This is a genomic window from Devosia algicola (assembly GCF_028816455.1).
Lineage (GTDB): Bacteria > Pseudomonadota > Alphaproteobacteria > Rhizobiales > Devosiaceae > Devosia > Devosia algicola.
Genome location: NZ_CP118246.1, coordinates 3,535,056 through 3,549,140, shown reverse-complemented (window position 1 = coordinate 3,549,140; position 14,085 = coordinate 3,535,056). Strand labels below are relative to the sequence as shown.

Below are 14,085 nucleotides of genomic sequence, written 5' to 3'. Positions count from 1 at the left end.
GAAACATTATGGCCCGTGCCTATTCGCTCACCGACCAACAGGATCTCGCAACCGAACCGCAGCCTGGCGAATGGCAGGCCCTGCGCGGTGAACTGGTTGCCCTACTCGATCAGGTGGAAGGGCGATTTACCCACGCAGAGGCGCCACCAACAGCCTATGAGGGATTGAGCCAAAAGGTACGAAACCTGCGCGACCAGGTGGATGGTACCAGTGGCAGCGCCCGACGTCGCGAGGCACTCAAGACAGTCAAGCGCGCGGTCGACCGGTTCTCCGAACCCGAGGCGCTGGAAAGCGGCGCCCCGAGCGGTTTGCACGCCGCCATCGCCGAAATCCGCAATCGACAATTTTCGGCACCCGAAGCCGCCATTGCCCGCCGCAGCGGCGAATCACCCCAAGAGTCGCCGCAACTGCGCGAAATGACGGCGCTAATGAAGGGTTTATCCGGCCGTCTGGGCGGACTTGAAGCCGAACTCAAGGCGCAGCGATCCAACAATGGCGATGTGCACGAAGTGGCCAGCCAAGTCGAACAATTGACCCAGGTTGTGGAACTATTGGCTGGTGCGGTTGGTGAAACTGGACAGGTCAAGCGGCTCGAAGGCCAGATCGCGGGGCTGGCCAAATTGATTGGCGAGGGATCCAAGGTTGATCTTTCGGCCATCAACCGACGACTTGACGATGTGTCAGCCACCGTTGGCAAGCTGGCAGAATTGCAGGCCGAGCAGATGGAACGCGAAGTTGTGCGCCAGGAGCGTGACACGCTGGCGGCAGATTTTGGCTCCGAACAGGCCGCGGACAATGGCCAGGCCATGGCCGCAATCGAGACCAGCGTGCGCAATGTGTATGACCGCATTGATTCCATCGAACGCAATGTGACGCTTTCGACCGGTGAGTTCGAGCGATTGACCTCCGAGATGGCGGCGATCACCCAGGCAGTGCGCGACAAAGACGTGATGCCCGCGGCGCTAATCGACAAGATCGACGCGTTACAGAACCGCATTGACGGTTTTGACAGCATGAATGGGGATGTTGCGGGGCTAAAAAGCGATGTCAGTGCCTTGCGTGGCACCATTCTGAGTGGGATCGCACCGCGATTTGACAAGATCGAGACCCAAATTGAGGCCCTGTCGAGCAAACTCGATCTACCGCGCGAAGATCCAGGGGTCGGCCAAATTGAAAACCAGGCTCAAGGCGCTGGTCGCGCGGATGGACGAGACGGGGACCCAGACTCAATGGGCTTGCAAGGCTCTATAAAACCCCTGCGCCCGAACCCAAACCTATCCCGGAGCCCGATTTCGAGGCGCTGGCTACTCTGGTCGCCAATCGCACCTTCGAGGCCGCCACCAAGGACGCGCCAACCGTTAACGGCGTTGATCAGAACAGTATCAATGCGCTCGAACAACGCATGTCCGCCATGTTCAACACCGCGGGCAAAGACACTGCAGAACGGCTCGCCCGACTTGAGACGGCACTGGCCAAGCGCGCCAGTGATGCCGCTGCAACTGCCCGAACAGCGCAGGCTGCCGCACCCAAGCCGAAGCCAAAACCGGCATCGCAGCCAGAGCCAACGCGGCAAGCAGCCAGCGGGCACGTTGCCAGCGGGCACGCAAAGTCCACGTCCAAACAACCAGATGACGCTGAAGCGCTTGACTCGATGCTGGCGGCCCTCTCGGTGCAAGGGGCGACGCATGAAGCGGCTGCAGACACCATGCCAAACCGTCCATCTGACGATGGGCCGTTGCGCGACCCCGGATTCCCGCCCGCCACACCGGCTGCTGCTCAAACGGCGCGGCGGGCCCATCCCGGCATAGAAAAACGTACCAATCGCCTGCCCCCCGAGGTCGTGGCGCAGATGGAGTTCGACCCTGCGAGCGTCGAGCGGCCACCGCGTCCCCAGTCCAGTTTTGAAACGCCCGCAGACGATCCATTTTCCGAAGTGCAGAGCAGCACGACGGCCAGCGACGAACCCAAGGCCGCCAGCAACGCGGCGAGTACCAGCACCTTTGTTGCAGCGGCGCGACGGGCACAGCGCGCCAAGCAGGAGAGCACGCCGTCGGTGATGTCCAATTCGATCATTGGTCGGGCGCTGGCGCGGGTCAAGGCCAATACAGAGGAGGAGGATACGCCCGACGCGGCAAGCGCGAGCGACGTCGAGGCATCTGGTCAAGAGGTGGTGCGGAAAAAGCGCAGTTTGTTTGCCCGCAAGCCCAAGGTTGACAGGACGCCAAAGTCAGAGCAGGCGGAAATTGCCGAAGCTGAGATGCCGACGGATCAGACGCCCGAGACACCCACCAAGGCCGGGCGATTTCTTGGCCGCCGCAAGGAACCCAAGATGGAAGCGGCGGAAAGTGTCGCACAGGACCAGCTTGACCCGACGGCGCCTGAGCATGACTTTGAACTGACCGAGGACGATGCAGACAGCCCGAGCTTCCTGATGCGCTATCGGCGTACATTGTTGCTGGCGGCTGCGTTAGCCGTGGTTTCGATGTTGGCGCTCAACCTGGTTCTACAGCGTGGAGGATCGGCGGACAGCACGGCTTCCCCACCCGATACCGGCGACGCGACACCGGCTAAAACCTCGATGCTGGACAATAGCGTTGATCTAGCGACCTTGCCGACTGAACCTCGTGTCATCTCGATGGTGGATTCGTCAACAGTTGGTTCGATCGATCCGGCCAACACGACGCGCTTCAGTAAGACGACCAGCGACATGCCGCCGATCCCCTCCGCCATGGCGGCGAATGCACTGACTTCGCCGGAAACGGAGTCCGCAATCGCGGACGATTTGAAGTTGACCTCGCCAATCCTCGCCAATACCGGCGATCTGGCAAATCCCGCGGCGGCTCCGAATAATGTTCCGGCGGCAACCGAGGTGGTGGAATTTGAATTGGCACCCGAGAGCGTAGGGCCACTCCCGCTACGAGAGGCAGCAGCCAAGGGCGATGCGCGGGCGCAATTTGAAATTGGCGCAATCTACAGCGAAGGTCACGCCATCACTCAGGACTATTCGAGTGCGGCAACCTGGTATGAGCGCGCCGCGGCGCAGGGATTCGCTCCCGCCCAATATCGGCTCGGCAATCTTTACGAAAACGGCAACGGCGTCGAGAAGAATATCGAGCAGGCCAAGCTCTGGTATCAGCGTAGCGCCGAAGCGGGCAACCGCATGGCCATGCACAATCTGGCCGCGCTTTACGCTAGCGGCCAATTGGGTGACCAGAAATTCGACATGGCGGCGGAATGGTTCGAACGCGCCGCCAATCGCGACATGATCGACAGCCAGTTCAACCTTGGCATGCTGCATGCGCGAGGCCTGGGCGTGAAGCAGGACCTAAAGGCATCCTACAAATGGTTCTCGCTGGCAGCCCGCAACGGTGACGCGGATGCCATCAAGGCACGCGACGACATCGCGCGTTCTCTGGAAGCCGATGCCGTCAAGGAAGTCTCAGCCGAAGTTGCGACGTGGAAACCCACCGACATCGATCTAGCCGCCAATTTCGCCCCCATCGGCACATGGTCGGCAAGCTTTGATCCGGGCGAAACCATCAAGACCAAGGGCGTGGTCAGCAAGGTGCAGACCGCACTGCTCAATCTTGGATTTGACATTGGTACGCCCGACGGGGTTGTCGGCCCCAAGACCGCAGACGCGATCAAGGCGTTTGAACGCGAAACCGGCATGAGCGAAACCGGCGCCATCAACCCACGACTGCTCGCCGTTCTGGGTAGCCAGCCGGTCTGATTTTTTCATTGGCGCGCCGTCCTGTTGTCAGGGCGGCGCATTTTCTTTAGCCAATGCGAAATTGTGAAAGCAAGTATTCAGTTTTCAGGTGCATTGTCGTGTACCAATGGCTTGCGTGTTGGGGTGGCGGCTGTGCCATAAACCCTTATACTAACTTATGAACCGGAAGCCTCGACCCCTGAATTGTGGGCCCGGGGCTTCTTCCTATTGACAATGTCCGGTCTGAGCGACCGCACCCTAGCCTTGAATGGACCCGGGTCTTGCAGATCTATCTGCCGATCGCCGAAATGTCGGTAAACCTCTTTTTCCTTGTTGGGATCGGAGGGGCTGTTGGATTTCTGTCGGGACTGTTTGGTGTGGGGGGCGGTTTCCTATTGACCCCGCTGCTGATTTTTTCGGGCGTACCGGCTTCTGTGGCGGTTGCCTCGGTCACCGGACAGGTGGTCGCGGCGTCAACATCAGGAGCGCTGACCTATTACAAGCGCGGCCAGATCGACCTGCATCTGGCCATGTATCTGGTGCTATCGGGCATTCTGGGCGCGTTTGTAGGCGTCGCGACGTTCTCCCAATTACGGGCTGCCGGTCAGTTGGACCTGATCATTTCGGTCGGCTTCCTGGTGCTTTTGGGCTTTGTTGGTACGGTAATGCTGATTGAATCAGCGCGTTCCATCCTCAAGCGTCGATCGGGGGTGGTGGCGCGCGAGCGCCTACCCAACCAGCACAACTGGATCCATGGCCTGCCACTGCGTGTCCGCTTCAAGCGATCCAAGGCTCTATATCAGCGTGTTGCCGGTGCTGGTCATCGGCCTGAGCATCGGGTTCCTGGGGTCGGTTCTGGGCATTGGCGGGGGCTTTGTCATGGTACCGGCGCTGGTCTATCTGCTTCGGGTACCGGGCAATATGGTGATCGGCACATCGCTGATGCAGGTGGTTGTGATGATGGCGGCGACCACCATGATGCATGCGGTGCAAAGCCAGAGTGTGGATATCGTGCTGGCGTTCTGTTTGATGATCGGGGGCGTCGTGGGGGCGCAGTTTGGCGCTTCGGCAGGCAAGCAACTGCGCGGCGAACAATTGCGGGGGCTGTTGGCGCTGCTGGTGCTTGCCGTTGCTATCCGGTTCGGCCTGTCGCTGGTATTGACGCCAGGCGATATCTTCAGCATGGCCATTGCTGGTCCGGGGGTGGCAATTGAGTTGGTCACAGGCCTTGATGATGGTGGGGCTGTCGCTGGCGGCGCTGATCGTGCCGGCGCGCGCCGAGACGGTGGTGAGTGAACTATCGACCGAGTCGGTCGAGATCAGCCTCGAACTTTTCGGGCGAGCGACTAAGCTTTTTCGGCAGTATAGGGCCCGATGCAGGCGAGGACGTGCCCGCTGTGGATGGGCCGTACCATGTCATCATCGTGGTCGTAGGACCAACGACAGACCGGGTGGCGCGCGAAAAGACCCATAATTTCGGCGTGTGGCTGAATACCGATCAGGTGCGATTTGCCCACTTCCCCAGCTATTATCAGGTGATGAGCAGCGGGCGGCTCAATGATATTGCCAGCCCCGCGGCGCAGACGATCGAGAATTTTGATCCCGCTAATCAGGCACAACCCAACGAGGAGGCGGGATGGTGGAAGTCGGCGCAGTTCGGGCGGGAATTGACACGATTGATGACCGAGGAGGGCCTTTTCGGGCTCAATGAGAGTGCAGTCAAGTTTCTGTCACCAACGGTCTATTCAAGCCGGTTGACGTTACCTGCGGCGGCGCCGCCGGGGCGCTATCTGGCGCGCACCTATGTGCTCAAGCATGGCGCTGTCGTAGCGCGCAGCACCGAGGGTTTTACTGTACGCAAGATCGGCTTTGAGCGTTTTCTGGCCATTCAGGCACGTCAGCAGCCGCTGCTTTATGGTCTGGTCAGTGTCCTTTTGGGCCTCCTGACCGGCTGGCTGGGCGGGGTCCTGTTCAAGCGGAACTAGGCTGATCAGGCGATCAGGCGCCTGGGACTGACTGGATAGAGTCGGTCCCGGCCCAGCATGGTAATGGCAAGCGACGAAAAGTCCAGCAGGTCGGCAAAGGCGCGGTCGAGGATATTGAGATTGCCGGTCGAGGCGCCATAGGCAGGCAGGATCAGCAATTGCCCATCATTGACAAAACAGGGGCGGCGAATAGCGCGGCCATTGATGTAGATATGGGCAGCGGGGTGCAGGTGCCCGGCCATCAGGCCCGGCGTGCCACGACGCGGTTCGTGGGTTAACACCAGACCGCCGCGCTCAAGTTGGGCCATGCACTGGCCGCCAAGCGCATGGGGCGCGGGATCATGATTGCCCGAAAGCCAGAACCAGTCGGCGCGAGCACACATTTGGGCAATCGTCGTACGATCCTGGTGAGACAGGCTTTGCGGACCATAGTCGCGGTGGAAGCTGTCGCCGAGCGCAATCAGGGACCTGGCACCGGTCGCGGTGAGATCGCTGTCCAGCCGCTTGAGCGTCAGTCCGGTATCATAGGGCGGCAACAGCTGACCTTGTCGAGCGAACGACGACATTTTTTCCAGATGCAGATCGGCGACCAACAGCGCGTTTTCGGCGCGCCAGTAAAGGGCGCCCGAGGCTAGTGGCTCAAAAACGTGACCGGCGAAGTGCAGCAATTGCGTGTCCTCGCGCATCGTCTGGTGTTGATCATACCCCAAAGTCAGCCCAATGCCTCTTTCATTAGTTCGTCCGCCGCTTCGGCCATGGCAGTTTCCCGGCCTTCGCCAAAAATCGGCTCACGCCCGATTTCGAGCATCATGGGTACCGCAAAAGGCGAGATTCGGTCCAGCGGCTTGTGGATGATGTGCTGGCGAATACGACGAAGGCAGTGACCCAACCGATCGATATCGAGTAGGCCGCGCGCCGCATCATGACGGGTGGCCTGAATGAGAACATGATCGGGCTCGTGCTGGTAGAGTACATCATAAATCAGGTCCGAACTCATGGTGATCTGGCGGCCAGTCTTTTCCTTGCCGGGATGCCGCCGCTGGATAAGGCCTGCAATAATGGCGCAGTTGCGGAACGTGCGCTTCATCAGTGCTGATTCATCGAGCCAGTCCTCGAGATCTTCGCCGAGCATGTCCTCGGAAAACAGGCTCGGCCAGCGACAGCCGGTTGGTGCGCACAAGGGCAGACAGATCGCCCAACCCCCAGATGGCCAGGGCATATTCGGAGGCCACGAAACCGAGCGGGCGGGCGCGGGCGCGTTCTAGGCGCCGCGTCAGCAGCATGCCTAGGGTCTGGTGGGCCAACCGGCCCTCGAACGGATAGCAGACCATATAGTTGTGAGCGCCGCGCGGAAAGGTTTCGACCAGTAGATTGCTGCGGTCCGGCAGTACGGAAAAATCGCGTTGCAAGCGCAGCCAGTCGGCAACTTGATCGGGCAAGCGCTGCCAGTCGGCAGGTGTGTCGATGATGCGGCGGACACGCTCGGCCAGATAGGTTGAGAGCGGAAACTTGCCGCCCATGTAGGAGGGTATTTTGGGGTCCTTGGCGAAGGCGCGGCTGACAAATGCCTCATTATCCCTCATGCCTTCGAAAGCAACGATTTCGCCGCCAAACATAAAGGTGTCCCCAACCACCAGTGTGCCGAAAAAATACTCCTCCATTTCGCCCAGCACGCGGCCACCACGACCAATGGGGCCGGTGGTTTTCCCCTGCTTTTGCCCCCTACCCCGCACCAGCCGAACGCGCACCATCGGCTCTTCGATGATGGTGCCAACATTGAGACGATATTGCTGGGCGACGTGCGGGTTGGCGATTCGCCAGAGGCCCTCGGTGGTTTTCTTGAGCCGTGCATAGCGCTCATAGGCACGCAAGGCGTAGCCACCAGTGGCGACGAAATCGAGAATGCGGTCAAACAGGTTTCGTGGCAGTTCGCGATAAGGCCAGGCCCGGATGATCTCGGCATAGAGAATATCGGGATCGAACGGGGCAGCGCAGGCCATGCCCAGAATGTGCTGTGCCAGCACGTCATAACCGCCGGCGGCGGGATCTTCGCTATCCTGATGGCGTTCTTCGACAGCTTCCAGAGCCGCCTCACATTCGAGCACTTCGAAACGGTTGGAGGGCACCAGCAGGGCCTGCGATGGCTCGTCGAGCCGGTGGTTGGCGCGGCCGATGCGCTGGAGCATGCGCGAAGAGCCTTTTGGCGCACCGACCTGGACCACGAGATCGACATCGCCCCAGTCAATCCCGAGATCAAGCGTTGAGGTACAGACGACGGCCCGAATATTGCCCGCGACCATGGCCGCTTCGACCTTGCGGCGCTGCTCGACCGACAATGAGCCATGGTGAAGGGCAATGGCCAAGCCATCATCATTGATCGCCCACAGGCTCTGGAACAGCAGTTCGGCCTGCGAACGGGTATTGACGAACAGCAGTGTGATACGGTGCTGCTTGATGGTTTCGTAAGGCTCTGGCACCGCATAGGCGGCCGAATGACCGGCCCATGGCAGACGATCATGGCTTTTGAGTATAGACAATGTTGGCGGCGCGCCGCCGGTAGCGGTCAACAGATCGGTATTTGCCTCCGGCAGCGGACGGGCTATCCAGTCAGCCAGCAGGTCTGGTCGGGCGACGGTGGCGCTGAGGGCGGTGATGCGCATTTGGGGCGCAAGTGTTGCAAGCCGGGCCAGTGCCAGGGACAGCAATTCGCCGCGCTTGGATGTGACCAGCGCATGCAATTCGTCGAGCACGATACGTTTGAGCGAGCCGAACAGGCGCGGGGCGTCTGGGTGGCTGAGCAATAGCGCCAATTGTTCGGGGGTGGTCAATAGGATGTCCGGTGGATCATAGCGCTGACGCTGGCGGCGCGAGGGCGGCGTATCGCCGGTGCGGGTTTCGACCTTTATTTTAAGGCCCATTTCGGCGATGGGGGTGGTCAAATTGCGCGCAACGTCAACCGCCAGCGCCTTTAGCGGGGAAAGGTAGAGCGTGTGCAAGCCCTCATGTGGCGTAGCGATCAGATCCTGAAGGGTTGGCAAAAAGCCGGCCAGGGTCTTGCCAGCACCGGTTGGCGCGATCAATAGAGCCGAGGCGCCATTATTCCAGCTGCCGAGAACCTTTATCTGATGGTCGCGCGGCGACCAGGCTTTGGCGGCAAACCATTCGGTGATAAGGGGGGCAGGACGGTCAAGGAAGGTCCGGGGCTAAGTACAGGTCGGCGCGCCAGCATAACGCGGTTGCGGGCGGGAGGAAGTCAATGGCAACAGAAAATTTGGGCGCAAGGGGCGAACCCGTTCACCAGACACTGACGCCACAGGCCGCGCTCTCATTGTTGGTGACCCATGTTCTTGAGATGGAAAGCGCCAGCATTGAACGGATTGCCATTGGCATTGCGGGGGGCCGGGAAGCGGCAAATCCACCATGGCCGGTGAGTTGGTCAGTCTGCTGAATGCGGCTCGGCCGGGCAGCGCGGCGCTGGTCCCCATGGACGGTTTTCACATGCGCCACGCCAAGCTCGAAAATTTGGGGCTGGTAGATTTCAAAGGCGCGCCGCACACATTTGAAGGCGCAGAATTTGCCGGGTTTCTGCACCACATCAAGCACGCCAAGGCGGCGGTCAGTGGACCGGGCTATTCGCGCAAGATCGAGGATGTCGTAGATAATGCCTTTACCATTGGCGCCGAGGTGGGGGTGCTGATTGTCGAGGGTAATTATTTGCTGCTCAACCAGGGCGCGTGGGCGGGGGTCAAGCGGCAACTGGATTATTCCGTATTTATCGATGTGCCGCGCGAAACGGTGCGGGCGCGTTTGCTCAAGCGCCATGCCGAGGAGGGGTTGTTTTCCGAGGAGCGAAACAAGGCCCATATCGAGCGCACGGATTTGCCCAATTATGATCTGGTGGCCCAGTCGCAGGATCGAGCCGAGTTGATCATCACCATCGATAGTGCTGGCTAGATATCAGGTTTTGAGGCGCGCCTTGCCGCTGGCCCAGTCGGCGGCGTGGATGCCGCTCAATTGGGCAATGCTGGTCTTGCCATTGGCACGCACCGCCGAGACAAGGCCGCGCTTGATCCGCTCCAACAGGTCAAACCCGCCAAATACCATGGACGAGTAGAGCTGAACGGCATTGGCACCGGCTTCAAACTTTGCCAGGGCGCTTTGAGGCGAATGGATGCCGCCAACGCCAATAATCGGCATATCGCCGACCCTGATGCGGGTCTGTGCAAGTTTTCTGGTCGCCAGATCAAACAGCGGCTGGCCCGACAGGCCGCCGACCTCATCGGCGTTTTCCTGACCGGCGACACCATCGCGCGACAATGTGGTGTTGGAAACGATAAGGCCGTCGAGATCAGTGTCCAACACGACCTTGGCGATGGCATCGAGAGCGGTTTCGTCGAGATCGGGGGCGATTTTCAGAAACACCGGCACCCGCACCGTGGCCTTGGCGCGGGCTTGCAGCACTTCGCCGAGAAGGCGCGCAAGGGCCTCATCGGCCTGCAGGTTGCGCAGGCCGGGCGTATTCGGCGAGGAAATATTGACCGTCAAATAATCGGCCAGATCGGCAAAGCGTTTGACGCCCGCAACATAATCGGCAACGAAATCCTCGCTGTCCTTGTTGGCGCCGATATTGATGCCCAGCGCAGCGGGCACGCGCAGACCCTTGAGGCGGGCAAAAGCTGCCTCGTGGCCTTCATTGTTAAAGCCCATGCGATTGATAACGCCGTGGGAGGACATCAGGCGAAACAGGCGCGGTTTGGGATTGCCGGACTGGGGACGCGGAGTGAGCGTGCCGACCTCGACCATGCCAAATCCCATCTGCCCAAGCTGGCGTGGCACCTCGGCATTTTTGTCAAAACCTGCGGCCATGCCGACGGGGTTCGAAAGTTCGAGCCCGCACAGCGCAGTTGCCAGTTCGGGGGCGTCAGAATAGGTCTGGTGCGGGCCAAGTCCAAGTCTCAGTGCCGCAATTGTCGCGCCATGGGCGATTTCCGCGTCCATTTTCAATAAGGCAGCGCTGCTCAGGTTCTGGACCGGGCCGAGTTTGAGCAACGGTGAGAGGGCCGACAGAATCATTTGAGGCCTTGGGGAAGTTGGCACGCGCCATCGGCGGCAACCGCAAGGGGCAATTCCCAGGCGACGGCCGAGATTGGCAGGGGACCATGATAATGCGGGAACAGGGCGCCACCACGCGACGGTTCCCATTTGAGATTTTCGCCAAGATCGGCGGTGCGCACGGCCAAAAGGACCAGGTCATTCTGCCCAGCGAAGTGCAGCGCCAACGTTTGGGCAAGCTGATCGGCGGTCGAAAGATGAATATAGCCGTCGGTGTGATCGATGGGCATACCGTGGCAATGGCCATTGGTGCCGACCGTTGTGCGGCTGGCATGATCCAGAATTTTGTAAATGAGGGAGGGTGGTGATTTCATGGGCGTAAATTAGGGCGCAGCGCGGTTTGGCGCAAGCGGGCGAGTGACTTTACAAATGCGCATGAAGGTCTTATGAATAGGACTTCATTCCGTATGCCTAAGAACTATTTCCTGCTGCTAGGAACGATCACTTATGCTTTCACACCGCGCGATCTGGGACGGTATTGATGCCATGGCGCGACGCCACGGCCATTCCGTTTCGGCGCTGGCCAAGCTGGCGGGGCTGGATGCAACGGCGTTCAATTTTTCCAAGCGGGTGAGCAAAGACGGCCGCGAGCGCTGGCCCTCGACCGAAAGCATCGCCAAGATTCTTGAGGCAACAGGAGAAAGTTTTGACACGTTCTTAAACGGGTCCGGGGCTTTTTTGCAAATGCCGGACAAATCCAGTTTGCGCACGGTGCCGCTACTTGGCGTGGCGCAGGCTGGGTCGGGCGGTTTTTTCGACAGCGCCGGTTTTCCGGCTGGTCAGGGCTGGGACGAGATTGCCCTGCCCTCGCCGGGCGAACAGGGCATTTACGCACTTGAAGTGCAGGGCGACTCAATGGAGCCGCTCTACCGGGAAGGTGATCGAATCGTCGTGTCGCCGACCGAGCAGGTGCGGCGCGGCGACCGGGTGGTGGTCAAGACCAGTGACGGAGAGGTCATGGCCAAGGTTCTGGCCCGGCAAAGTGCCAAGCAGATCGAGTTGCAATCGCTCAACCCAGCCTATGAGCCGCGTCTACTGGATTTGAGTGATATTGAATGGATCGCCCGGATCATCTGGGCGAGCCAATGATGTTTGAACGGATCGGACTCAGGCGGCCTTGACCAGGTCTCCTGCCAGCGCTGTTTCGATCAGCTTTCGCGTTTCATCGACGCCGTACAGGGCAATGAAGGAGCCGAACCGCGGCCCTTGATCCTGCCCCAGAAGCACCTGATAGATCGCCTTGAACCAATCGCGCAGCGGCTCAAATTCGTGCTTCTTGCCAATCTCGAACACCAGATTCTGCAAATCATTGGCATCAGTAGAGCCGGACTTGTCCGCTAGCGCGGTGGCAAGATCGGCCAGTGCCGTGCGTTCCTTGTCGGTGGGTGCGCGATAGATTTTGGTAGGTTTGACCTTGTCGTTGAAATAGCGGACAGCGTAATTGGCCAGCCGATCCAGGCTCGGGATGAGTTTTTGGTGTCGCGCCTTTGACGTAGCGCGAAATAAACCCCCAGAGCACCGAGGCATCCTCGGCATTGGCAGTCGATACGAGGTTGAGCAGCAGGGCAAAGGTCAGCGGCGATTCAGCAGCGGGCGGGTTGCCGAAATGGACGTGGAACACCGGGTTTTCCAGGCGTTCGGCAACGCTCTGCTTCTGGTAATTGGCAACGAAGCTATAATAGTCATCGACCGCCTTGGGGATGACATCAAAATGCAGGCGCTTGGCAGCCCGGGGCTTGCCGAACATATATTGGCCCAGACTTTGTGGGCTGGCATAAGCCAGCCATTCGTCAATGGTCAGCCCATTGCCCTTTGACTTTGAAATCTTCTGGCCCGATTCATCGAGGAACAATTCGTAATTGAACCCCTCGGGGGCTTGCCGCCGAGCGCTGTGACAATGCGGTTGGCCAGTTTGACGCTGTCGATCAAATCCTTGCCGGCCATTTCATAATCGACACCGAGAGCAAACCAGCGCAGCGCCCAATCGGGCTTCCACTGGCACTTGACCGCGCCGCCCGTAACATTGGTTTCATACTTTTGATCATCGGCCGGATCGATATAAACAATGGTCCCGGCTTTGGCGTTGATCTCGACCATAGGCACCTGCAGCACATTGCCATTGACCTTGGAGATCGGCAGGAATGGCGAATAGGTGGCGCGCCGGTCCGGACCAAGGCTGGGCAGCATGATGTTCATCACATCATCATAGACCACGAGCATGCGCAGCAAGGCCTCATCAAAGGTGCCGTTGGTATAATAATCGGTCGAAGAGGCAAACTCGTAGGAAAAGCCGAAGCCATCGAGAAAGGCACGCAGACGCGCATTGTTGGCAGCCCCAAACGAGGGATATTCGTTCGAGAACGGATCCGGCACCCGGGTCAAAGGCTTGCCGAGAAAGCTAGCCATCATTTCCTGATTGGGCACGTTGCCGGGAACCTTGCGGAAACCATCCATATCGTCAGAAAACGCCAACAGGCGTGTTGGCACCTGATCGCGGGTCAAGAGGCGAAAGGCGGTGCGGACCATGGTGGTGCGGGCCACTTCGCCAAAGGTGCCAATGTGGGGCAGGCCCGACGGGCCATAGCCGGTTTCGAACAACACTTCGGCCTTGCCGGCTTTTTCCAGCCGCGCGACAAGCTTTTTGGCTTCCTCAAACGGCCAGGCACGGGCGGTTTGGGCGGGCTCGAAAAATGCGGGGTCGAGGACGGGAAGAGGTGCGGGCGACACGGGTCTGGCCTTTTCAGCTAAAGGGAGCGTAACCGGTGTGTTGCATTGTGCGCCGCTTGCGTCAATGCTGTGATGTGCCTCTGATTTGCTGGCATAGCCAACCCAAGCCTGTTCAAAGGAAAACGTCGATGCCAACTTCCGCCCACGAGGGATTGATCCACATCATGGTCATCGCGGCCTCCTCCGATAACACCATGACGCAAAGCGAATGGCGGCGCGTCGAAGGGTTGGTAGGGCGGATGCCGGTATTTGAAGGGTTTGACCCGTCGCGACTGACCGACGTCGCCAATGCCTGCGTAGAAAAGGTCAATGGGGCACCCGGCCTTGACGGGGCGATCAATGACGCGCTGGCCGCCATCCCCGTAAAATTACAGGATACAGCCTATGCGCTTGCGGTCGAGTTAACCGCGCTCGACCTGCATCTGTCGCAGGAAGAATTGCGGTTTCTGGAAATGCTGCGCGACCGGATTGAGGTCGACCGCCTGACAACCGCCGCCATCGAAACAGCAGCGCGGGCGCGCTATCGACGTATGCCTGGATAGGCAGGCC

General features: G+C 59.7%; 10 protein-coding genes and 3 pseudogenes. 8 read left to right on the top strand and 5 right to left on the bottom strand.

Annotation, left to right across the window (positions count from 1 at the left end; translation table 11 throughout):
• The first annotated feature begins 8 nt into the window (after window positions 1-8).
• The 4 genes and pseudogenes from PSQ19_RS18930 (at window position 9) to PSQ19_RS18915 (ending at window position 5,697) form a co-directional block, all read left to right on the top strand.
• Window positions 9-1,808 carry a hypothetical protein gene (locus PSQ19_RS18930; RefSeq protein ID WP_282219024.1) on the top strand — a complete coding sequence of 600 codons (1,800 nt, stop codon included), beginning with the start codon at window positions 9-11 and terminating at the stop codon, window positions 1,806-1,808.
• Window positions 1,706-3,733, top strand: coding sequence for an SEL1-like repeat protein (locus PSQ19_RS18925; RefSeq protein ID WP_282219023.1), 2,028 nt, complete (start codon window positions 1,706-1,708; stop codon window positions 3,731-3,733). The genes PSQ19_RS18930 and PSQ19_RS18925 overlap by 103 nt, the downstream gene beginning before the upstream one ends.
• A 260-nt stretch (window positions 3,734-3,993) precedes the next feature.
• Window positions 3,994-4,912, top strand: a pseudogene (locus PSQ19_RS18920) (sulfite exporter TauE/SafE family protein); the annotation flags it as partial.
• A gap of 92 nt (window positions 4,913-5,004) precedes the next feature.
• A complete protein-coding gene (locus tag PSQ19_RS18915) occupies window positions 5,005-5,697 on the top strand; it encodes a TIGR02186 family protein (RefSeq protein ID WP_282219022.1) in 693 nt (230 codons plus the stop codon).
• A gap of 5 nt (window positions 5,698-5,702) precedes the next feature.
• Here the strand turns inward: PSQ19_RS18915 and pdeM are convergent, their stop codons facing one another.
• Window positions 5,703-6,383: a ligase-associated DNA damage response endonuclease PdeM gene (gene pdeM, locus PSQ19_RS18910; RefSeq protein ID WP_282219021.1), complete on the bottom strand. Its 681-nt coding sequence runs from the start codon at window positions 6,381-6,383 to the stop codon at window positions 5,703-5,705.
• 26 nt (window positions 6,384-6,409) lie between these two features.
• Window positions 6,410-8,867, bottom strand: a pseudogene (locus PSQ19_RS18905) (ligase-associated DNA damage response DEXH box helicase).
• Window positions 8,868-8,953: 86 nt separating this feature from the next.
• Between PSQ19_RS18905 and PSQ19_RS18900 the strand changes: the two are divergent.
• Together PSQ19_RS18900 and PSQ19_RS18895 are read left to right on the top strand one after the other, a co-directional pair.
• On the top strand, window positions 8,954-9,145 hold the full coding sequence (locus PSQ19_RS18900) for a hypothetical protein (RefSeq protein ID WP_282219020.1): 192 nt from the start codon (window positions 8,954-8,956) through the stop codon (window positions 9,143-9,145).
• Window positions 9,118-9,651 carry a nucleoside/nucleotide kinase family protein gene (locus PSQ19_RS18895; RefSeq protein ID WP_282219019.1) on the top strand — a complete coding sequence of 178 codons (534 nt, stop codon included), beginning with the start codon at window positions 9,118-9,120 and terminating at the stop codon, window positions 9,649-9,651. Before PSQ19_RS18900 ends, PSQ19_RS18895 begins: the two co-directional genes overlap by 28 nt.
• 3 nt (window positions 9,652-9,654) lie before the next feature.
• Here PSQ19_RS18895 and PSQ19_RS18890 read toward each other — a convergent pair whose 3' ends face one another.
• Window positions 9,655-10,770, bottom strand: coding sequence for a quinone-dependent dihydroorotate dehydrogenase (locus PSQ19_RS18890; protein ID WP_282219018.1), 1,116 nt, complete (start codon window positions 10,768-10,770; stop codon window positions 9,655-9,657).
• On the bottom strand, window positions 10,767-11,123 hold the full coding sequence (locus tag PSQ19_RS18885) for a DUF952 domain-containing protein (RefSeq protein WP_282219017.1): 357 nt from the start codon (window positions 11,121-11,123) through the stop codon (window positions 10,767-10,769). The genes PSQ19_RS18890 and PSQ19_RS18885 overlap by 4 nt, the downstream gene beginning before the upstream one ends.
• A gap of 133 nt (window positions 11,124-11,256) precedes the next feature.
• Between PSQ19_RS18885 and PSQ19_RS18880 the strand changes: the two genes are divergently transcribed.
• On the top strand, window positions 11,257-11,898 hold the full coding sequence (locus PSQ19_RS18880; RefSeq protein ID WP_282219016.1) for a S24 family peptidase: 642 nt from the start codon (window positions 11,257-11,259) through the stop codon (window positions 11,896-11,898).
• An 18-nt stretch (window positions 11,899-11,916) separates the two neighbouring features.
• Here the strand turns inward: PSQ19_RS18880 and PSQ19_RS18875 are convergent.
• Window positions 11,917-13,536 (bottom strand): annotated as a pseudogene (locus PSQ19_RS18875) (lysine--tRNA ligase).
• A 128-nt stretch (window positions 13,537-13,664) separates the two neighbouring features.
• On the opposite strand from PSQ19_RS18875, the gene PSQ19_RS18870 reads away from it, so the two are divergent.
• On the top strand, window positions 13,665-14,078 hold the full coding sequence (locus PSQ19_RS18870) for a tellurite resistance TerB family protein (RefSeq protein ID WP_282219015.1): 414 nt from the start codon (window positions 13,665-13,667) through the stop codon (window positions 14,076-14,078).
• The last annotated feature ends 7 nt before the right edge of the window (window positions 14,079-14,085 follow it).